Genomic DNA, 21,391 nt, shown 5'->3' with positions numbered 1-21,391 from the left:
AATGTATTGACTTGTAACAAGGCTTTTGATTCGTACTTTTGCAAATTCAGGATAAAATTTTAGAAAATGGTTATTTATAATGTAACAACGAATGTTCAGGAAGAAGTTCATCAAGATTGGCTAAACTGGATGAAAACTGAATATATTCCTGCAATGCTGGATACTGGTAAATTTACCAAAGCTTTAATGACCAAAGTGCTTACCAAAGAGCCTATGGGCGGGATTACGTACTCTGTGCAATATACTGCTGAAAGTATGGCCTATCTAAAAACATTTTATGTAGAAGACCACGCAAATATGGTGGCTAAAACCGCTATTTTTAAAGGGAAGATCGTAGAATTTTCTACAGAGCTTCAGGTGATGGATGAGCAATAATTTGTTTTAAAAACAAACAATATGAGCAAGAAGAAATTCAGGAAAAACTATAAGCCTTCACGGGAAGAGAGCCAAAACGGGCAGGTTAGAGCTAAAAAGCATCTTGGGCAGCATTTTTTAAAAGATGAAAATGTCGCCAGGAAGATTGGTGATACCCTGTCGTTATCTGGTTACGATCTTGTATTAGAGATTGGACCGGGAATGGGTGTTCTTACTAAATTCTTGCTCGAAAAAGATACAGAAGTTCACGTGGTAGAAATCGATACTGAAAGTGTCGAATATCTAAATGCGAATTACCTTCAATTACATGGTAGGATCCATGAGCAGGATTTTCTAAAATACGATCTTAAACAGATCTTTGGCGACAGACCTTTCGCGATCACCGGTAATTTCCCGTACAATATTTCATCGCAAATTGTTTTTAAGGCACTTGCAATGCGTGATCAGATCCCAGAATTTTCAGGGATGTTTCAAAAGGAGGTTGCGCAACGAATTTGTGAAAAGGAAGGAAGTAAAACTTATGGTATTCTTTCGGTCTTAACGCAGGCGTTTTATGATGCTGAATATTTATTTACGGTGCCGCCTTCAGTATTTAATCCGCCACCAAAAGTAGATAGCGGTGTATTACGACTAACGCGGAAAAAGGACTACCATCTAGCCTGTGATGAAGCCTTATTTTTTAGAATCGTTAAAACCGCGTTTCAGCAGCGTCGAAAAACCTTAAGAAATAGTTTAAAAAGTCTTAATTTACCTGATACTTTAAGGGAAGATGCTATCTTTGGCAAGCGGCCAGAGCAGCTAAGCACTCAGGATTTTATTTCACTGACCTTAAAAATTGAGCCTTATGCAATTTCAAATTAGCACAGAACTAATTGAAAAAATTCAATTCCTCATTGAACAAAAGAACGATGAAGAATTATTACTGCATTTAGATGAGGTTCACCATGCCGATATCGCCGAGATCATTAGCGAACTTAGCTTAGATGATGCGACGTATCTTGTAAAACTTCTTGATAGCGAAAAAACTTCTGAAGCTTTAATGGAGCTGGAAGAAGGAGTTCGTGAACGTATTTTAGAGACCCTCTCGGCTAAAGAGATCGCAGACGAATTGGTAGAAATGGATACCGATGATGCTGCAGATATCATGAACGAGCTTTCTCCTGAACTGCAAAAGCAGGTAATTTCTGAAATTCAGGATGAGCAGCACGCAGAGGATATCGTAGAACTTTTACGTTATCCGGAAGATTCTGCCGGTGGTCTAATGGCAAAAGAGCTGGTAAAAGTTAATGAAAACTGGAGCGTTACCGGTTGCATGACAGAGATGCGTGCGCAGGCCGAAAATGTTACCCGGGTACATTCTATCTACGTTGTAGATGATAAGAACCGCTTAAAAGGACGACTTTCTTTAAAAGATTTACTTACTGCGGCAAGCAACGAAAACATTAGAGATGTCTATATTCCGAATGTAGATTATGTAACTGTTCATACCGAAGGTGAAGATGTGGCCAGGATCATGCAAAAATATGATCTGGAAGCAATTCCTGTGATCGACGAGATGGGACGATTGGTTGGTAGAATTACGATAGATGATATCGTAGATTTTATCAAAGAAGAAGCCGAGCGTGATTACCAAATGGCGGCTGGTATCTCTGAAGGGGTCGAAGCAGATGATAATATTTTTAAGCAAACCAGAGCAAGATTGCCCTGGCTTTTAATAGGAATGTTTGGTGGTTTGGGGGCCGCAGGAATTATAAGCGGATTCCAGGAAACTATGGCTGTTTTTCCAAAATTGCTACTTTTTGTTCCACTAATTCAGGCGACTGCCGGGAATGTTGGTGTACAATCCAGCGCAATAGTGGTGCAGGGGTTAGCTAACGGAAGTTTAAAAGGAAATATCATCGCAAAACGCTTGCTTAAGGAAACCTCATTGGCCTTAGTAAATGGTATCTCGATCGCGATTATCGTTTTTATAATTAGCAGTGTTTGGTTTGAAACCAGTTACACCGAATCTATTAGTGTTGGTGTTGCTTTAATTTCTGTGATCTTACTGGCAGCAATGATCGGAACGGTAATTCCAATAGTTTTAGACAAGAACAAGATCGATCCTGCGGTAGCTACCGGGCCATTTATTACTACCAGCAATGATGTTTTTGGGATTCTTACTTACTTTTTGATCGCTAAAGCGATATTAGGCTTTTAAGAAAAGCCGATATTTCTTCTTCATATTCTCAGCATTGCTTAAATTTGTGAGTTATTGCAGCGGTTGAATATGACACTTTTCACTTTTCAACAATTAAATTTAGAAAGCGGTTTTATCCCTTTTTCTTCGGGGAAATCAGCTATAAATTTAGATTATACCTTTTTCAGAAAATATTATAAGCAGATAAGTAACTGGTTTTCTATGCTTAACTGTCTAAGTGATAGCTGTGTTTCAACTAAAAATCATAAATCAAATATTAATAAAAATAGATTAAAATGATCATTTTACACGCCGATACGAATCACTCTAAATTGATTGAGTTATTGGCAGATGCAGGGCATCACAATATTGAAGGATTTACACAAAGCAGAGAAGAAACTTTACAAAACCAGCATTTATATGACGGTATTGTGATAAGAAGTAGATATACTATCGATAGAGCTTTTCTAGATGCAGCACCTAATCTTAAGTTTATAGCCCGGGTTGGTGCCGGTCTAGAAAATATTGATGTAGACTATGCAGAAGAGCGCGGTGTTAAATTATTCTCTGCTCCAGAAGGTAATAGAAATGCTGTAGGAGAACATACTTTAGGGATGTTATTATCTCTTTTTAATAAATTAAATAAAGCCGATAGAGAAGTTAGAGAAGGACTTTGGAATCGTGAGGAGAATCGCGGTATCGAGCTTGATGGAAAAACAGTAGGAATTATTGGCTACGGTAATATGGGGAAAGCTTTTGCAAGAAAGCTAAGAGGTTTTGATGTAGAAGTGCTATGTTACGATATCAAAGATGATGTAGACGATAGCAATGCCATACAGGTAGAATGGGAAGAATTTACCAAGAAATGTGATGTGGTAAGCTTACATACACCATGGACAGAGAAAACCAATAAAATGGTAAATGAAGAATTTATAAAATCTTTTGCGAAACCATTTTGGTTTATTAATACCGCTCGCGGTAAAAATGTAGTGACTGAAGATCTTGTGCATGCGTTAAAAACAGGACAGGTACTTGGAGCCGGATTAGACGTTTTAGAATACGAAAAATCTTCTTTTGAGAGTTTGTTCGCTAATAAAAAGAACGTAGCGGTAAGCGCAGCAGAGCCTTTACCTGAAGCAATGCGTGAGCTTATGTTTATGCCAAATACGATTTTGAGTCCGCATGTTGCAGGTTGGACAACCGAATCTCATGAGAAATTAGCGACGGTGATCGCTAATAAGATCATCAAAGAATTTGGTGAAGGCGATGAGTAAATTACCTCAGAGCATTTAATCTCGATTATAGAGTCAATTTTAAAATTATAGTCAAAAGCTGCTTGGGATATTCGTTATTTCAGGCAGCTTTTTTTATTGGTATTATTTCTGAATTTTCTCCCAACTCTTCAGCTTAAAGAACTATTTGATATCTTAGAGAGCATTAGTAGTTAGCAAAACATCACGATAGCTTTCAGGACTAGAACAATTAATCTTGAATATCGAGTAAAATTAATTCAGAAATTATGAAAAACAGGGTAACAGGAATTGGCGGTATCTTTTTTAAGTCTGAAGATCCAGATGCGGCAAAAGCATGGTATAAAAAACATCTTGGTTTAGATACCGATAATTATGGTTGTACTTTCTGGTGGAAAGATAAGAAGGGGAACGATTGCTCTACACAATGGAGCCCAATGGATAAGGAAACCAGCTATTTTGAACCTTCTAAAAATCAATTTATGATGAATTTTAGGGTTGAAAATCTAGACGAGTTATTAAAAACTCTAAAAGCCGAAGGTGTTACTTTGGTAGGAGAACCAGAAAGTTATGATTACGGGAAGTTTGGTTGGATTTTAGATGCTGAAGGAAATAAAATTGAACTTTGGGAACCTGTAGATAAAGTTTTTCTGAAATAGCTTAAATGCTTAACACTATAGAAACAGGGAATCCTTCGTAGCTTCTTATTTTAGCGATATTCACGATTTTTCACATCGTTTTTTCAGCTGAATAATTGCTGAAGTTTTATCGTAAAAATGTGCTTATGAAGAACATTCTCGTGGTTTGCGCAGGAAACTCATGCCGCAGCCAGATCGCTCATGGTTATTTGAATTATTTTGGCTTTAAAAAAGCGAATATTTATAGTGCAGGATTAGAAAAACATGGAATAGAACCCCGCGCAATTGCGACCATGCAAGAGGATGGTATTAATATTAAAGAATATACCAGTAATCTAATCGAAGAATACAGGCATATCGATTTCGATTTCATAATAAGTGTTTGTGATCACACTAGCGAGAACTTCCCCAATGATTTCATAACTAAAAACGTTATAATTCATCAACATTTTAAAGATCCAGCTGCTGTAAAAGGTAATAATCGACAAATTCACGATGCTTTTGAAAATACTAGAATTGAAATTAAGGATTTTTGCAGACGATTTGTAAGGCAATATTTATAAAAAAAGGATGGTAAAAATACCATCCTTAATATCTTATAAAATCAAGGGTGATTCTATCCAATTCCGCTTAATTCGATCAAGGCTTGTTTTACAGGAGTTTCTCCTTCTAAAGCTTCAAAACTCATGTTTTTAGTAAGTGGATCTGCAAGTGACATTACCATTAAAAAAGCTACATCGTCACGAGCAATCTCTCCATATTCGCCTAGTTTTTCAGCAACTTTTACCTTCGCACGGCCAAGTTCATCACTTAAACTTCCTGGTTGCACGATCGTAAATGGCACTCCGCTTTCACGAAGATGATCGTCTGCTTTTTTCTTTGCTCTTAAATAATGTTCTAGATCACCGCCATCTTCGGGGCTGTCTGTTCCCATGGCGCTTAGCATTACAAACTTTTTTACACCATGTTCTTTCGCAGCATCGATCATTTTTATGGCTCCTTCTTCATCTACCGCGGTTGTTTTTTCTGGCCCTGTACTTCCACCAGATCCTGCTGCAAAAATAACCTTATCTACTTCGTTAAAAGCAGGTTTTACATCTCCTTCTAGATCGGCAAGTACACTTTCTACACCCATATCGTCAAAGATCTGTTTTTGATCTTCTTTTCTAATCATGGCTACAGGATTAAAATTCTGCGAGCTGTTTAATATTTCAATAATTCGTTTTCCTGTTTGGCCGGTTGCTCCGGCAATCAATATCTTTTCCATTTTTTATTTTCTGTTTTTACGGAATATAATAATTGGAGTATTATCTACCTAAGCTCTCGCAAGGTATAACACTAAATTAACAGCCGTGTAATTACTGGTTGTTTAAGTGCTTTTCTTCCAGTTCTTTTTGAAATTCTTCCATTACTGGTTTTACGGTGCTTTCAGGAAGATCTGCGATTCTAATGTACATTAAGCCATCTACCGCATTATTAAATAATGGATCGACATTAAAGGCAACTACTTTTGCATTCTGTTTAATATACTTTTTGATCAATACAGGTAATCGAAGGTTTTCTGGTTCGATCTCGTCAATAATCTTATCAAACTTATTAAGATCGGCTTCACTTTTATCAAAAACGATGTCCTTATCGGCATCTTCAAGTTTTACCTTAAATTCTTTCTTCGGTCTTACATATTGCGCTACGTAAGGATCGTAATAATTAGAGCGCATAAACTCGATCATAAGCGATTTAGAGAAATTAGAAAACTTGTTGCTAATGCTTACGCCACCAATAAGATATTTATGCTCTGGGAATCGAAGAGTACAATGCACAATTCCTTTCCATAGCAAAAATAAAGGCATTGGTTTTTGCTGATATTCTTTAATGATAAATGCTCTACCCATTTCGATAGATTCACTCATCATTTTATACAATTCTGGCTCAAATCTAAAAAGATCCTGAAGGTAAAAACCATTAATACCATGGTCTTTAAAAATTTCGGCACCCATTCCCATTCGGTACGCCCCGGCAACTTTTTTGGCATCGCTATCCCACAGAAAAAGATGATAATAATGATCGTCAAAAGGATCCAGGTCTACCGGATTATTTGTGCCTTCACCAATTTCCCTAAAAGTGATTTCACGTAATCGCCCAAGCTCCTGCACGATATTGGGAATGATTTCTCTTTTAGCTAAAAACACCTCGTAATTCTTAGAAACCAGTAAGCGTTTGTCAAGCTCTTTACACTTTTCAACCTCAGCTTCCATAAGCTCAGATTTGGTTTCTGTAGCGATCTTTTTTGGCGATTTGGGAAGTTTTAAAGTGTGCGGTATTTTCTCGAAAAGCTTCTTTTTTTCGAAAACATTGGCCAGCATATAAGTTTTACGGCGCAGGTACCCGGTAAACGATTCCAGGTCTTTAAATTCTGCCTGGTCTTCTACAGATATTGGATTACCAATTCGCACTTTTATTTTTCGGCGTTTTTGCGAAAGCATTTCACTAGGCAGTTTAGCTGTTCTAAGGACATCGCTCATCGAGGCTAAACGATAGAAAAATGTGCTGTTCTTTGCGTGAAAATAGATAGGAACAACAGGAACTTTTGCCTTTTGGATCAAGCGCATTGCTACCGGTTCCCAGGGTTTATCTACAATTAGTTTTTCATCTTTATAAGTAGAAACTTCACCTGCAGGAAACATCCCCAATCCGTGGCCTTCGCGCAAATGAGCGATCGCTTCTTTAATGCCGCCAACGCTCGATTTTGCATCCTTATGAGTTTCAAAAGGATTTACCGGCATAATGTATGGTCGTAAAGGATCTAGACGATGCAATAAAAAGTTTGCGATAATTTTATAATCCTCCCTTTGTTCCAGCAGTAGCTTCATTAAGATCATCCCATCGATACCGCCAAGTGGATGGTTAGAAATAGTAATAAAAGGGCCGGTTTTAGGAATACGCTTCAGATCCTTTTCTGGAATATCGAACTGAATTTCGAAACCTTCAAGAATTGAGTCGATAAACTCAACCCCTTTAAGGCTCTTTCGTTTTTGATATTCTTTATTTAATCGGGAAAGCTTTGTAGTTCTTAAAAGCACCCATCCAGCCGTGGTTCCTAGAAAACCCATTTTTTCGAGATTCATTACTCGAGCAACTTCTTTGGCGGTTACAAATCCCATTGGTTAGTTGGTTTTAAACAAATATAACAAACAAATAGCATTAAGGTTTTAGCAATCTGTTACCATCTGTACAGTATTATGCGTAAGCTGCTTTAACAGCACCTTTTTTCCTTTTTCTACGGAAGTAATTGCTGCTTCGTTAAAATGGCGAATAGTATATAATGAAACGCCGGTTTGATAGGTAACGCGAAATTTTGCTTTTAAGTGTTGAATTAATTTTTCGAGCTGATTGAATTTGTTATCCACACAAACCGAAAAACTAATGGCCGAATTTTGTATAAGATCGACTTTCATCTGGTATTGATGAAAAAGCTGAAAAACTTCACTAATATTTTCTTCTACCATAAACGAAAAATCCAGCGAAGATAAAGATATTAAAGCCTGATTTTTCTTTACGATAAAGCAAGGTAATTGCGGAACTACCGCGCATCCATCTCCTCGGCAAACTTTTGTGCCTTCGTTTTCTGGATGAAAAAAGGACTTTACAAAAAGCGGGATTTCCTTTTGCTGTAATGGCTGAAGCGTTTTTGGATGAATTACAGATGCGCCGTAAAAGGCAAGCTCAATCGCTTCTTCATAAGAGATTTCGTTAAGCAAAGTCGTCTCGGTAAATTCTCGAGGATCTGCATTTAGAACTCCGGGTACATCTTTCCAGATTGTAACACTTTCAGCATTTAAGCAATACGCAAAAATTCCGGCTGTATAATCACTTCCTTCTCGTCCTAAACTCGTCGTAAAATTGTTAGCGTCTGAAGCTATAAAACCTTGCGTAATGCTTATACTTTCAGGCTTAATTTCAGTAATAATATTTTTCTGTGTCGTTTCCCAATCTACTTTAGCATCACGATAAGTACTATTGGTTTTTATAAGATCACGAGCGTCAACCCAAGTGTTTTTAATACCGTTTCTTGATAAATATTCACTTACAATGCTGGTAGAAATTAACTCGCCAAAACCTATAATCTGATCATAAACAAAGTCGTATTGTTTCGATTTATTATGCTGAAGAAAATTTTTAAGATTGGTGAAAAACTGATTGATTTTTTCGAAAACCGCAGCCTGCTTATTTTCGAAAAGTCCGTTCATGATCTCTATATGAAACAGCCTTAAGCTTTCAATTTCGGGTTCAGGAAATTGTTCGCTCAAATATTTCTGGATAATAACTTCCAGCGCATTGGTAGTTTTCCCCATCGCTGAAATTACGATCAGTTTATCTGGATTTTGGTGCTTTTGCAGCACTTTTAGAACATTTTTTACTCCTGTTGCATCTTTCACAGATGCTCCCCCAAATTTGAAGACTTTCATTCGTTATTTTTGGATATTCTTTTTAATAACGCTTTCATTCATGTGAACCGTATACCAGTTCTTTTTAATATCGGCACCTGTATTTTCGTAAAATTCGATCGCATTTTTATTTCCTTCAGAAACCACCCATTCTACACGTTTTACGCCATGCTCATAACCATATTTTACCACCTGATTATATAGAGCGCCACCTAAACCGGTGCCTCGCATAGTTTCAGTAACAATTAGATCTTCTAAATGAACAGTACGACCTTTCCAGGTAGAAAATCTAAAATAAACTAAAGCCATCCCGGCAAGTTTGCCATCAACATCGGCAACAAAACATTTAAAATTTCCGTGATCAAAACCTTCAGTTTCCAGGTCTTTTACAGAAATTTCTACTTCATTTTCAGCATTTTCATGTTTTGCCAGTTCCATGATCAATTCAAGAACTTTTGGCATGTCCTCCCGTTTAGCTTCGCGTATCTGATATTCCATAATTTTTGCTTTGATTTTAACAAAAATAGGAATATGCTTTTAGAACTTTCAGGATTTAAAAGGACTTAGCTTAATCTTAACGGGTTTTTGCACAAAAAGCTTCCATAGCGGCTTCATCCATCTGTACTGTGCGCCATTCTTTAAATACAGTAGCGCCACTATTTTTGTAAAACTCAACTGCATTGGTGTTCCAATCCAACACAACCCATTCGGTTCGTTTGCAACCCTGTTCTTTAGCATAATTGATCACTGCAGCATACAATGCGCCACCAAGACCTTTTCCACGAAAAGCTTCGCTTACCACCAAATCTTCAAGGTGTACGGTTTTTCCTTTCCAGGTAGAATAGCGATAATAGAATAATGCCATACCTTCGATCTTGCCATCGGCTTCAGCAACAAAACATTCAAATAACGGGCGATCTCCAAAACCATCGTTTTCCAAATCTTTTACAGTAAGCTCTACAGCATCGGGTTCATTTTCGAATTTTGCTAATTCATTTATTAGCCTTAAAACAGCGGGCATATCTTCTTTTACAGCTTTTCTAACTTCTATTTTCATATTGAAAACCTTTCAGGTGAAATTTTAATTTGTGTTAAAACGTTTACGAAAACGATGTAAAACGGCAATTTTTCAATAAATTTGATAACAAACTACTGTGAATCAAAATGACTAAAACCAGACCAACGCTCGGTGAGTTTATCATCGATAACCAACAGGATTTCCCATATTCGACGGGAGAATTATCAAGATTAATACGTTCTATTCGCTTAGCAGCAAAAGTAGTAAATCACGAGGTAAATAAAGCAGGACTCGTAGATATTACAGGGGCTGCTGGAGAACAAAATGTTCAGGGAGAAGATCAACAAAAATTAGATGTATTTGCGAATAATACGTTTATCCAAACCCTAACTAATCGTGAAATCGTATGCGGAATAGGTTCCGAAGAAAACGACGAATTTATCACTATTGCCGGAAGCCGTAAAGACCATAAAAATAAATATGTGGTGCTTATGGATCCATTAGATGGAAGTTCTAATATCGATGTAAATGTTTCGGTTGGGACGATCTTTTCGATCTATAGAAGAGTGACTCCGATAGGAACTCCGGTAACTTCAGAAGATTTCTTACAGCCCGGTAATTTGCAGGTGGCTGCAGGATATATTATTTACGGAACTTCAACAATGCTGGTTTACACAACCGGGCACGGAGTGAATGGTTTCACTTTAAATCCGGCTTTAGGATCCTGGTATCTTTCACATCCAGATATGAAATTCCCTGAAAATGGAAATATTTATTCCATCAACGAAGGGAATTATGCTCACTTTCCAACCGGTGTAAAAAAATACATCAAATATTGCCAGGAAGAAGAAGGCGATCGTCCTTATACTTCAAGATACATTGGTTCGATGGTTTCAGATATTCATCGAAATATGATAAAAGGTGGTATTTATATTTATCCAAAAAGCACTAAATACAACAAGGGGAAACTTCGTTTACTTTACGAATGTAATCCTATGGCATTTATTGTAGAGCAGGCTGGTGGTAAAGCCAGCGATGGCTACCAACGTGTTATGGATATTATGCCAACAGAACTGCATGAGCGATCTGCCATTTTCTGCGGAAGCAAAACAATGGTCGAAAAAGCTGAAGAGTTCATGAAAGAATACGGAGATTAATCCTCTTTCTCTAATAAATACTGGTAATCTTCAAAAGAGATTTGTCCACCAAAGATTTGGATAGATCTTTTAATAATTGCATTCGAAGCCTGACTGGAAAAACCAAGCCCAATAGCGTAACGTTTTATCAGTTCGGCTTCTTCATCATCAATAACATTATCTGCAAAGATGATTCTAAAAAGATCGTGAAGTCGCTCTAAACGTCTTTCAGTGTCATGAGATGGAGATAAAGGATAGGCTTTTGGATTCTCAAGCACCTTTTTATACTCACTTTCTGTAATATCCAGTTTTCTGGCAAAGCGTCTTAATAAGTTCTCTTCTGCTTCATTAATTGCACCGTCTACCGCAGCAAGATTAACGATGGCTGCAAAATGACTTAAGTTTCTTAAATGCTCTCCCGAGCCGAACAAATCTGAAAATGACATATTGAGGGATTTTGGCTGCAAATATAAATAATGATGAGATATTTTTATTTTATTTTTAAGAAATTTCAATTATATAACATTCCCTAATCTTTTCTTAATCCTTTTTCCAGGCTTTCTATTTTACCTAATTTCATCAGGATTGTAGCAAAAAATATATAAGCTTGATGAAGAATACTCCGTTATTGGCGTTTAATGATATAGGAATTTACTGTGCCCAGGCAGACGTGTACCTAGATCCCTGGCGCCCGGTAGATAAAGCGATCATCTCGCATGGACACGCCGATCATTCTCGTTGGGGGCATAAAAAATATATAACTCATCATAGCAATATTCCAATTATAAAACATCGATTAGGAGAAATTAATGTAAGTGGCAAAGATTGGAACGAGACTTTTAGCATTAATAACGTAAAATTTTCATTTCATCCCGCCGGGCATATTATTGGATCAGCACAAATTAGAGTTGAGTATAAAGGAGAAGTTTGGGTGTTTACCGGCGATTATAAGACTGAAGATGATGGTGTGGCAAAGCCTTACGAACCGGTAAAATGCCACACTTTTATTACCGAATGTACTTTTGGTTTACCCGCTTTTAAATGGCAGCCACAGGAAGAGGTTTTTGCTGAAATAAATAACTGGTGGCAACAAAACCAATCTGAAGGAAGAACCTCGGTGATCTTTGGATATTCTTTAGGGAAAGCACAACGATTGCTGAAGTATTTAGATACTTCTATTGGGAAAATTTATACGCATGGCGCGATAGAAAATATGACCGAAGTTTTGCGACCACAACTAGAAATGCCAGAAACTACTAGGATTACCCGCGATGTAAAAAAGGAAGAAATTAAAGGCAATATTGTGGTGGCACCGCCAAGCGCTCATGGAACACCATGGATTAAAAAAATGGTGCCTTATGTTACGGCTTCGGCGAGTGGATGGATGACCTTTCGTGGTGCCAGAAGACGAAGAGCTATCGACCGCGGATTCGTACTTTCAGATCATTGTGACTGGCAGGGACTGCTCTCTTCAATAAAAGAAACCGGAGCAGAGAAAGTGATCTGTACCCATGGATATACCGATATTTTTTCTAAATATCTTCGGGAAATTGGTTACGATGCCAGAACCGAGCAAACCCAATATGAAGAAGAAAATGCCGAGCAAACTTCTAAAACCGAAGACGAATGAGACAGTTTGCAGAACTTATAAAAACGCTGGATAGCACCAATAAAACCACGCTAAAAGTTGAAGCTTTAACCAAATATTTCAATAATGCGCCAGATCGTGATAAGGTTTGGACGATCGCCATACTTTCGCATAGGCGACCGCCAAGACCGGTGAATACGACTTTAATGCGATTATGGGCTTCAGAAATTGCAAACATTCCGTTGTGGTTATTCGAAGAATCCTATCATATCGTTGGTGATCTTGCTGAAACTATTGCTTTGGTTATTCCGCCTTCTTCAGCATCTTCAGAAAAAAGCCTGAATCAGTTTTTACAGGAAATCATCGACCTAAAACCAAAATCTGATGAAGAGAAAAAAGAATATTTAAAAGACAATTGGCTCAGTTTAAATTATTATGAGCGTTTTGTGTTTACCAAACTCATCACCGGGAGTTTTCGAATTGGTGTGAGCCAGAAGTTAATGACGCGTGCGCTTTCTAAAGCAACATATATCGACGAGGATATTTTAGCTTACAAAATGATGGGCGATTGGAATCCTGCAAAAACCACTTATACAAAGCTGATTTTAGAAGAAAATGAAGAGGATTTTTTATCGAAACCTTATCCGTTTTATTTGGCCTATGCGATTGAAGAAGAACCAAAAGATCTGGGTGATGTAAGTGAATGGAGTGCCGAGCATAAATGGGATGGCATACGATCGCAGGTAATTGTAAGAAATGACGAATTATTTGTGTGGAGCCGAGGGGAAGAACTAGTAACCGATAAATATCCCGAGTTTGAAAAGTTTGTGGGCGTTGTTCCAAATGGTACGGTGATCGACGGAGAAATTTTGCCGTTTCCAGAAGGAGAAATAGGAACTTTTAAAGATCTGCAAACCCGTATTGGTAGGAAGACGGTTTCAAAAAATTTACTGAAGAAAACACCGGTAATCCTTAAAGCTTATGATGTTTTAGAATGGGAAGGAGAAGATATTCGACAACAAGCTTTTAAAGATCGTAGGACGATATTGGAGAAATTATATACTGAAGTAAAATCAGATGAACTGCCATTGCATTTATCGCACACAATTCAGTTTAAAAACTGGGAAGAAGCTGCTGAAGAAAGAGAGCGATCTCGAGAAGTGAAATCTGAAGGTTTAATGCTGAAGCGTTTAGATTCGCCATATTTGGTTGGGCGCAAAAAGGGCGATTGGTGGAAATGGAAAGTCGATCCTCTAACTATCGACGCGGTGCTTACCTATGCGATGCGCGGCCACGGTAGGCGAAGTAATTTGTTTACCGATTATACTTTTGGCCTTTGGGACGAGAAAAAAGAAGAACTGGTAACTTTCGCTAAAGCGTATAGCGGTTTAACCGATGCTGAATTTAGAAAATTGGATGCCTGGATCAAGAAAAATACTTTAGAGCGTTTTGGCCCGGTGCGAAGTGTTACGCCCCATCATGTTTTTGAAGTCGCTTTTGAAGGAATAGCCGAATCGAAACGTCATAAAAGTGGCGTCGCCACCAGATTCCCAAGAATTCTACGTTGGCGAACCGATAAAAAAATTGAAGAAGCCAATACGCTGGAAGATCTCAAAGCTTTGATTCCGTAGAAAATTAGATTCGAAATTCGATAATTTCAGGATATATTTATTTAAAATGACAAGACAGGAACTTTTGAAAATTGCTGAAGATTGGTTTACCAGCCAGGGTTGGAAGCCATTTAAATTTCAGAAGGATACCTGGAAAGCTTACCTGCAAAAGAAAAACGGACTCCTAAACGCGCCTACCGGAAGTGGTAAAACCTACGCGCTTTGGGTGCCCATTGTGCTGAATTACATTAAAAATAATCCCGATTATAAAACTAAACCCAAAAAAGGACTAAAAGCGATTTGGATCACACCACTTCGCGCACTTTCTGTTGAAATTGAACAAGCCGCTGAACGTTTTGCCTCTGGATTGGGAACTAATTTAACGGTTGGAATAAGAACTGGCGATACTTCGCAAAAAGAGCGCGCGGCTCAGAAAAAATCGATGCCGGATCTGTTAATTACGACCCCAGAGAGTTTGCAGCTTTTACTTTCTTCAAAAAATTACAATAAAACCTTTAAAAATCTCGAAGCTATTGTTGTAGACGAGTGGCACGAGCTTTTAGGGAGCAAGCGTGGCGTACAGGTAGAACTTGGTTTGTCGCGACTAAAAACTGTTTCAAAAAAGCTTCGAATTTGGGGAATTTCAGCAACGATTGGGAATCTTCAGCAGGCCAGGGAAGTTTTATTGGGACCAGAATCTGAAGCACTTCAGAATTCAGAATTGATCAGGGCGAATCTTCAGAAAAAGATAAAAGTAAAATCTATTATTCCTGAAACCATGGAAAAGTTTCCGTGGCGAGGACATATGGGATTGCATTTATTAGATGAGGTGGTGCCGATCATTAAAAACTCAAGAACTACGCTACTTTTTACCAATACCAGGTCGCAGTGTGAATTGTGGTTTCAAAAGATCATTTCAAAATATCCTGAATTTGCGGGCGAACTTGCCATGCATCATGGGAGTATAAATAAGGAAACGCGATTGTGGGTAGAGCAGGCGATTCGAAATGAAAGTCTTAAAGCGGTGGTTTGTACCTCGAGTTTAGATTTGGGAGTCGATTTTGCGCCGGTAGAAACCATTATCCAGATTGGCGGTCCTAAAGGTGTTGCCCGGTTTTTACAGCGAGCCGGGCGTAGTGGTCACCAGCCGGGAAAAGAAAGTGTGATCTACTTTTTACCTACGCATGCAATCGAATTGATCGAGGCTTCAGCTTTGCAAAAAGCTGTGGAGAAAAAAGCGGTGGAAGATCGAATTCCGTATTTGCTGAGTTTCGATGTTTTGGTGCAGTATTTAACCACTTTGGCGGTTTCAAACGGATTTTTCCCGAAGGATATTTATCCTGAAATAAAGTCGACTTTTTGCTTCCAGGCGATGACTGAAGATGACTGGCGCTGGGTGCTGAATTTTGTCACGAAAGGCAGCCAGAGTTTACAGGCTTACGACGAATATAAAAAGGTCGAAATCGAGGAAGATGGGAGATTTAAAGTGAATCATCGAGGGGTTGCCATGCGACATCGATTACAAATTGGGACAATCGTGAGTGATGCGATGCTGAGCGTAAAATACATGAAAGGCGGTTATATTGGAACCATGGAAGAATGGTTTATTTCTAAATTAACGCCGGGTGATGTGTTTACTTTTGCCGGCCGAAATCTGGAACTGGTCAGGATAAAGAATATGCAGGTTTTGGTTAAAAAATCGAAGAAAAAAACCGCCAAAGTTCCCAGTTGGATGGGCGGAAGAATGACGTTCTCTGCGCAGATGAGTGAATTGTTACGGGAAGAAATGTATTTAGCTTCAGAATATGATTCGGCTACCGGAAAGTCTGAAGAACTTTCTGCTCTAACCGGTATTTTTGAACGTCAAAAAAAGGAATCTGTAATCCCCAAAAGCGATGAATTTCTAATTGAAACCTTTAAAACTCGAGAAGGTTATCACGCCATCTTTTATCCTTTTGAGGGGCGATTTGTACACGAAGCTTTAGGAAGTTTGCTGGCTTATCGTATTAGTTTGTTGTCGCCAATTTCATTTTCTATCGCATTTAACGATTATGGGTTTGAACTGCTTAGTGATCAGGAAATCGATATGCAGCAGGTGCTGGATAATAATTTGTTTTCTGCGGAATTTTTGATGGACGATCTCTACAAAAGTCTGAATGCAACAGAAATGGCTCGCCGAAAATTTAGAGATATTGCCGTAATCGCCGGACTCGTTTTTACTGGCTATCCTAACAAGCTGGTAAAAAGTAAGCATTTACAATCCAGTTCGCAGTTGTTATTTAGTGTGTTTAGAGATTACGAAGAAGATAATTTGCTATATCTGCAATCTTTCAGAGAAACCTTTGAGCATCAACTAGAAGAGGGAAGATTACGACAGGCATTAGAGCGAATAGAGCATCAAAAAGTTGTGTGGCGAAATTGTGAAAAACCAACACCTTTTTCTTTCCCGATCATTACCGATCGACTACGTGAAAAATTATCTTCTGAAAAACTGGAAGATCGTATTCGAAAAATGATGAAAAGTCTGGAAGGATAGTTAGATATTAGACCGCTGTGCTTTTAGAATCTAGAAATTTGTTGATCTGTAAATGCGGTAATTCGATGATACGTTAATGTGATGAAACGATAATCTTAAAATTATCAAATAAGTTTATCTAGCTGAAGGCTAAAAACTGATAGGTTCTAGCTAAAAATACTGTCCAAATCTTGTTTTCCTATGATTGCCATTATTTCGACCGTTTTATTATTCACACGGTAAAAAATACTATCTGAGCCACATACGCATCTGCGGTAATCTTTTCTTATATAATCTACAGCTTCAAATGAGTATGGATTTTTGGCGATGATCTCGAAATATTCAAAAAGTTGATGAAAATATAAATCGGCTTGTTTAATGCCGAATTTTGAAACGCCGTAATGATGAATTCGAATTATATCTTCTTTTGCGGTGTTGGTAAGTTTATAATTAGCCATCTAATAATGACTTGGATTGTGCTAAAATATCATGTTTACTATCTGATGTAAATCCGCTTTGTTCTGCTTTTTCAAGTTTAGCAGTTATCCAATCAATTTTAGCCTGTTGTTTTCTGGCCTGTCTGATCAGGTCATTAATGATCTCACTTTTGCTGGAATATTCTTTACTATCTACCTGATCTTTGAGCCATTCATCGTTAGGTTCTGTTAAGGAAATGCTCTGTCTAGACATGGTGCGTTTTTGATGTGAATTTACACCAAAAATTTTATATTGTCAATATTAAGTTAGTAGTTGAAGGATAGAATCTTTCAGCTTCTCGCTAAAAATACTGTCCGCCGTAAACCATCAACTGTAAACTGAACGCTATTTCTTCAAGCTTTGATTTACCTTATTTCTAACCAATTCTGTAGTGATTCCGAATAAAAGATGCGCTATAAACTCGTTTGCCTGCATTTTTATAGGAACGTCGGTTGGTTTTTCTTTAAGGCCAAGTATAGGCAAGGAAGTTTGATGTGTAGAAACCCAGGTTGAGGTTCCCATAATAATTCCTTCAGCAAGATTTAATTGATCTTTATCTTTTTTCCCGTAGCCATAAGCAGCTCCAACACTAGCGCCAACGGGAAAATTCACCAATTGTTCTGCTAATTCTTCGTTTTGAACACTTATAGGAGTTCCGGTGATTTTGGTAGAAAGATCGTCCAAAATTTTAAGTTGAGCACTTCGATTTTCAGCTTTACGAACAGGTAAAAAATGTTCAATCAAACCTTTTACAGCTCCACCTGCCAAACCACCAATGGCACCTGCGATAATACTTCGGGTAGTTTTATTGTTAATTGTTGGATTGCTTTTTAAGTGTTCTAAAAACATGAGAATCGATTTTAACCTAAAACTATCTAATCTAGAACGCTTCTGCAATCATTTAACAATCATTTGACAGGAACTTGAAAAATTATCCTATTTTTAGAATATGAGCACAAAGGAAAATTTGAACGTAGCGATTATTCAGGCAGATCTAAAATGGGAAGATTCGGTTGCGAACCGAAGCCTTTTCAGTAAAGAAATAGCTGCTTTAAGTGATTCCGTAGAACTTATCGTTCTACCCGAAATGTTCACCACAGGTTTTAGTATGAATGCTGAAAATTTAGCCGAAGAAACCGAAGGTGAAACTTTGCTATGGATGAAAGAACAGGCAAAACTAAAAGATGCGGCCATTACCGGAAGTGTGATTATTACCGAAAATGGTGAATTTTACAATAGATTATTTTTTGTTTTTCCTGACGAAACAGTTCAAAAATATGATAAGCGACATACCTTTACTTTGGCAAAAGAAGACAAAACCTATACTGCCGGCACAGAGCGTTTAATCGTAAATTATAAAGGCTGGAAAATTTGTCCGCTTATATGTTATGATCTTAGATTTCCTGTTTGGGCAAGAAATACAGAGGATTACGATTTGCTAATCTATGTTGCAAACTGGCCACAAAAACGAGTTGCAGCCTGGGATGCTTTATTAAAAGCTAGAGCAATAGAAAACATGAGTTTTTGTATTGGCGTAAATCGTGTGGGCGAAGATGGCGATGGTTTCGTTTATAATGGGCATAGCGCAATTTACGATTGCCTGGGTGAAATTTTAATTCAGCAAAATGCTGAAACTGAATTCGCAAAAGAAATTACGCTTGATAAAACTCATCTCGAAAATACACGAAATCAGCTTAAGTTTTTACAGGATCGCGACGAGTTTAGATTAATCTAGGTAAAATTGATATACTTCGTCAAAATTGGCGCGAGTTTCTAAAGTATCTGGATAATAGCTTATTTTCTCTGGTCTTCTGCGTTCTAGCCAACTACCGGTATCCCAATATCCATTTTGATTTTCGTCATAAATGATCCTTAGGAAATAATTGCCTGGATTTATATGCTCAAAAGTAAATTGTGTGCCTTCAGTTAAGGTTTGTTCTTTAACAACTTCGCCTTTTAAAGTGGTTAATTGAACGATCATTGGGTAGCTTCGCACATTTCGAAGTGACATGATGATGCTACCATAATCAGAAAGTGGTTTGGTGGTTAATTTCTGACTTATCGTGTCGTTTTGATCTCCAAATAAGTCGGTTAAAGTTCCCGGTAAGGCTTTAAAATAGTATGTCCCTTCAGGTTCTTTATCAAAATAGACCTCTAATTGATTGTCCAGATCTCTAATTTCAGAAGTAAAAGAAACTTCAAGCGAGTCTTTATCCAAAATCGTAATTAGCGCATCATTTTTTTCAACCAAAGGCGTATTTGCTTTCAGTAAAAATGGCTGGTCGTATTCTATATTTCCAGACGGTTCAGCTTTTACATTTAAAGAATCACGCTCTAATTGCGCCATTCTTATATAAACGGTGTCGCGTTGGCGTGGCGTTATGTATTCTAAAGAAACACTATCGGTTTCTATAGGATCTCTAAACCAGTAATAAAGCGTATCGGTTTCAGCATCTCGGGTAATTCTGGAAACCGGCGGCTTCATTGGCGGATACAAAAAATTAAGCTCTAAATCATCTAAATTCGGCACTCCCTGGTAACCAATTAAAAGTTGTCTCCCTTTAAAAAGTTTAGGTTGTTTTACTTCAAAAGCTAATTCTTCCTGAAAAATGGAGATCGTATAAACACTATCTGTTGGAATGGTGATTGGCTGTTCTAAAAAGCCAATTTTATCTTTACCAGGATTAAATTTATAATTGTCGTTATCGTCTAAAATAGCGACCATTTGATATTTTCCTGCCTTTAAGTTTTCCAAGTCAAAATTCACACTGCTATCGCGAGTGTAAGCCACATAACGCGGAATTTCACTATACACAACAGAATCTGTATACGTGCTATCCATCTCGTAAAGGAAGATCGAAACAAACTCTGGCGTTTCTTTTAAATAGGCATCTTCAATAAATCCTGAAACTTCTAAAGAATCGATATAATCCCCGGTGCTAAATACGTATTTAAAATAAGGATAAGGATTCCCTTCGTTATTATCTACGATACTTTTCCCAAAGTTAATCGCGTAGGTAGTATTTTCTCTAAGGGTATCGTTAATTTCGATTTTCACATCTTTTCTAGCCTGTCCTAACGGAAGAATATTTGGCTTTGGATCCATTGGTGGCGAAATGATGATCTGCTGCTGCGGATTTTCAAGTTTAATAAATTCGTTAAACAGAATGCTAATCTCTTCAGCATCAAAATTTGTAGTGTAATTCTCTGGATTTGCTCTTATAAAACGAGGTGGTTCTTCGTCAATGGGACCGCCTTCAGGCATTCCTTTCTTAGCACATCGCACTACAGATGTGATTACTACAATAAAAAGAATAAAGTTGAAAAGCTTCCTGTTCATCTTCAAAAGAGCTATAAATTTTTCAGAATTCAGACTTAAAAATCCTTTCGCAAAGAAACGATTATTTTAAATTTAAACGTAACAATCAAATGGTAATTGCCATGGTTGCGATACTGATCTTTATTTTTTCTGAATTTCGTAAACAATTAATGCAGGCTTCTAAAGTGGCACCCGTGGTTAGAATATCATCGACCAGTAAAATATGTTTTCCTGAAATTGCCGAAGCATCGGTGAGCTGAAAGGATTGCTCCATAAGATTCCATCTTGAAATTCGATTTTTTAGCGCCTGTTTTTTGGAAGAGCTTGTTTTAGTAAGTAGATCATCGCGATATTCTGCATTCAGACTTTTGGCGATTTCTTTGGCAAAACCTTCTGTTTGATTATAACCACGTTCTTTTAAGCGTTTTTTATGCAGTGGAACAGGGATCACCATATCGATATTAGTAAATCTGCTGCTATTTTTCAGAATTTCGCCAGTCCATTCCCCTAAAAAATAGCTTATTTCAAATTGTCTCTTATATTTGAGCTGGTGAAGAAGCAGCTGTACCATATTTTTTTTACGAAAAAGTAGTAATGCGTAAGCGGCATTAATTTCGGCTCTGCCATAAAATACTTTATCGGCCTGGTTTTCGTTATTAGGTTGAAAGTTAGTAAGCGGGAGTTGATGTAAACAAGAGGTGCAAATCACTTTTTCATGATCTAACAAGGGCCGTTCGCAGCAATTGCAGGTCTTTGGATAGAACAGATTAATGAAATCGTGAAACATTTGTTAAGTGGTTGTTGCGGAAAGCCTTAAACCTCTAAATTTATAAAATATAAA

At 37.6% G+C, this 21,391-nt stretch carries 22 protein-coding genes; 11 read left to right on the top strand and 11 right to left on the bottom strand.

What is annotated here, in order from left to right:
• Positions 1-66: 66 nt before the first annotated feature.
• The 6 genes from BM201_RS01105 to BM201_RS01075 all read left to right on the top strand — a co-directional run bounded on the left by BM201_RS01105 (position 67) and on the right by BM201_RS01075 (position 5,005).
• On the top strand, positions 67-375 hold the full coding sequence (locus BM201_RS01105; RefSeq protein ID WP_092539555.1) for a DUF4286 family protein: 309 nt from the start codon (positions 67-69) through the stop codon (positions 373-375).
• 21 nt (positions 376-396) lie between these two features.
• Positions 397-1,236 (top strand): 16S rRNA (adenine(1518)-N(6)/adenine(1519)-N(6))-dimethyltransferase RsmA, encoded by an 840-nt coding sequence (gene rsmA, locus BM201_RS01100; protein WP_092539554.1) that lies wholly within the window; start codon positions 397-399, stop codon positions 1,234-1,236.
• Entirely contained in the window at positions 1,220-2,575 is a 1,356-nt protein-coding gene (mgtE, locus tag BM201_RS01095; RefSeq protein ID WP_092539553.1) for a magnesium transporter, read from the top strand. The genes rsmA and mgtE overlap by 17 nt, the downstream gene beginning before the upstream one ends.
• Before the next feature lie 275 nt (positions 2,576-2,850).
• Positions 2,851-3,828, top strand: coding sequence for a 2-hydroxyacid dehydrogenase (locus BM201_RS01085; protein ID WP_092539551.1), 978 nt, complete (start codon positions 2,851-2,853; stop codon positions 3,826-3,828).
• Positions 3,829-4,073: 245 nt separating this feature from the next.
• Positions 4,074-4,463 carry a VOC family protein gene (locus tag BM201_RS01080; protein WP_092539550.1) on the top strand — a complete coding sequence of 130 codons (390 nt, stop codon included), beginning with the start codon at positions 4,074-4,076 and terminating at the stop codon, positions 4,461-4,463.
• Positions 4,464-4,588: 125 nt separating this feature from the next.
• Positions 4,589-5,005: an arsenate reductase ArsC gene (locus BM201_RS01075; RefSeq protein ID WP_092539549.1), complete on the top strand. Its 417-nt coding sequence runs from the start codon at positions 4,589-4,591 to the stop codon at positions 5,003-5,005.
• A gap of 53 nt (positions 5,006-5,058) precedes the next feature.
• On the opposite strand, the gene BM201_RS01070 is transcribed toward BM201_RS01075, so the two are convergent.
• From BM201_RS01070 to BM201_RS01050, 5 genes are all read right to left on the bottom strand, one after another.
• Positions 5,059-5,709 (bottom strand): SDR family oxidoreductase, encoded by a 651-nt coding sequence (locus BM201_RS01070; RefSeq protein ID WP_092539548.1) that lies wholly within the window; start codon positions 5,707-5,709, stop codon positions 5,059-5,061.
• A gap of 91 nt (positions 5,710-5,800) precedes the next feature.
• Positions 5,801-7,603 (bottom strand): GNAT family N-acyltransferase, encoded by a 1,803-nt coding sequence (locus BM201_RS01065; protein WP_092539547.1) that lies wholly within the window; start codon positions 7,601-7,603, stop codon positions 5,801-5,803.
• A gap of 48 nt (positions 7,604-7,651) precedes the next feature.
• Positions 7,652-8,908, bottom strand: coding sequence for an aspartate kinase (locus tag BM201_RS01060; protein ID WP_092539546.1), 1,257 nt, complete (start codon positions 8,906-8,908; stop codon positions 7,652-7,654).
• Between the two features lie 3 nt (positions 8,909-8,911).
• Positions 8,912-9,385 carry a GNAT family N-acetyltransferase gene (locus BM201_RS01055; RefSeq protein ID WP_092539545.1) on the bottom strand — a complete coding sequence of 158 codons (474 nt, stop codon included), beginning with the start codon at positions 9,383-9,385 and terminating at the stop codon, positions 8,912-8,914.
• A 76-nt stretch (positions 9,386-9,461) separates the two neighbouring features.
• On the bottom strand, positions 9,462-9,944 hold the full coding sequence (locus BM201_RS01050; protein ID WP_092539544.1) for a GNAT family N-acetyltransferase: 483 nt from the start codon (positions 9,942-9,944) through the stop codon (positions 9,462-9,464).
• A 107-nt stretch (positions 9,945-10,051) separates the two neighbouring features.
• On the opposite strand from BM201_RS01050, the gene fbp reads away from it, so the two are divergent.
• Positions 10,052-11,062, top strand: a complete 1,011-nt coding sequence (gene fbp, locus BM201_RS01045) for a class 1 fructose-bisphosphatase (RefSeq protein WP_092539543.1) — start codon at positions 10,052-10,054, stop codon at positions 11,060-11,062.
• On the opposite strand, the gene BM201_RS01040 is transcribed toward fbp, so the two are convergent.
• The gene (locus BM201_RS01040) at positions 11,059-11,487 is read right to left on the bottom strand and encodes a tellurite resistance TerB family protein (RefSeq protein WP_092539542.1); all 429 of its coding nucleotides are present in this window, start codon (positions 11,485-11,487) and stop codon (positions 11,059-11,061) included. The genes fbp and BM201_RS01040 overlap by 4 nt on opposite strands.
• Before the next feature lie 164 nt (positions 11,488-11,651).
• On the opposite strand from BM201_RS01040, the gene BM201_RS01035 reads away from it, so the two are divergent.
• Genes BM201_RS01035 through BM201_RS01025 form a run of 3 tightly spaced genes read left to right on the top strand, consistent with a single transcriptional unit; the run spans position 11,652 to position 16,775 of the window.
• Complete coding sequence (locus tag BM201_RS01035) at positions 11,652-12,671, top strand: ligase-associated DNA damage response exonuclease (protein WP_092539541.1); 1,020 nt, start codon at positions 11,652-11,654, stop codon at positions 12,669-12,671.
• Positions 12,668-14,260 carry an ATP-dependent DNA ligase gene (locus BM201_RS01030; RefSeq protein WP_092539540.1) on the top strand — a complete coding sequence of 531 codons (1,593 nt, stop codon included), beginning with the start codon at positions 12,668-12,670 and terminating at the stop codon, positions 14,258-14,260. The genes BM201_RS01035 and BM201_RS01030 overlap by 4 nt, the downstream gene beginning before the upstream one ends.
• Positions 14,261-14,306: 46 nt before the next feature.
• Entirely contained in the window at positions 14,307-16,775 is a 2,469-nt protein-coding gene (locus BM201_RS01025) for a ligase-associated DNA damage response DEXH box helicase (RefSeq protein WP_092539539.1), read from the top strand.
• Positions 16,776-16,921: 146 nt separating this feature from the next.
• Here BM201_RS01025 and BM201_RS01020 read toward each other — a convergent pair whose 3' ends face one another.
• From BM201_RS01020 to BM201_RS01010, 3 genes are all read right to left on the bottom strand, one after another.
• A complete protein-coding gene (locus BM201_RS01020) occupies positions 16,922-17,212 on the bottom strand; it encodes a type II toxin-antitoxin system RelE/ParE family toxin (RefSeq protein ID WP_092539538.1) in 291 nt (96 codons plus the stop codon).
• Positions 17,205-17,444 carry a ribbon-helix-helix domain-containing protein gene (locus tag BM201_RS01015; protein ID WP_092539537.1) on the bottom strand — a complete coding sequence of 80 codons (240 nt, stop codon included), beginning with the start codon at positions 17,442-17,444 and terminating at the stop codon, positions 17,205-17,207. Before BM201_RS01015 ends, BM201_RS01020 begins: the two co-directional genes overlap by 8 nt.
• A gap of 132 nt (positions 17,445-17,576) precedes the next feature.
• A complete protein-coding gene (locus BM201_RS01010; protein ID WP_092539536.1) occupies positions 17,577-18,080 on the bottom strand; it encodes a DUF1440 domain-containing protein in 504 nt (167 codons plus the stop codon).
• Positions 18,081-18,180: 100 nt separating this feature from the next.
• Here BM201_RS01010 and BM201_RS01005 point away from each other — a divergent pair, with 100 nt between their 5' ends.
• Entirely contained in the window at positions 18,181-18,966 is a 786-nt protein-coding gene (locus BM201_RS01005; protein ID WP_092539535.1) for an amidohydrolase, read from the top strand.
• Here BM201_RS01005 and BM201_RS01000 read toward each other — a convergent pair.
• Both BM201_RS01000 and BM201_RS00995 read right to left on the bottom strand, forming a co-directional pair.
• Positions 18,958-20,571, bottom strand: a complete 1,614-nt coding sequence (locus BM201_RS01000; protein ID WP_092539534.1) for an Ig-like domain-containing domain — start codon at positions 20,569-20,571, stop codon at positions 18,958-18,960. The genes BM201_RS01005 and BM201_RS01000 overlap by 9 nt on opposite strands.
• Positions 20,572-20,656: 85 nt before the next feature.
• Positions 20,657-21,337, bottom strand: a complete 681-nt coding sequence (locus BM201_RS00995; protein WP_092539533.1) for a ComF family protein — start codon at positions 21,335-21,337, stop codon at positions 20,657-20,659.
• Positions 21,338-21,391 lie beyond the last annotated feature (54 nt).

It is taken from the genome of Zunongwangia mangrovi (assembly GCF_900112105.1).
In the GTDB taxonomy this organism is placed as follows: Bacteria; Bacteroidota; Bacteroidia; order Flavobacteriales; family Flavobacteriaceae; genus Zunongwangia; species Zunongwangia mangrovi.
This window is presented reverse-complemented; position numbering and strand designations above follow the sequence as displayed.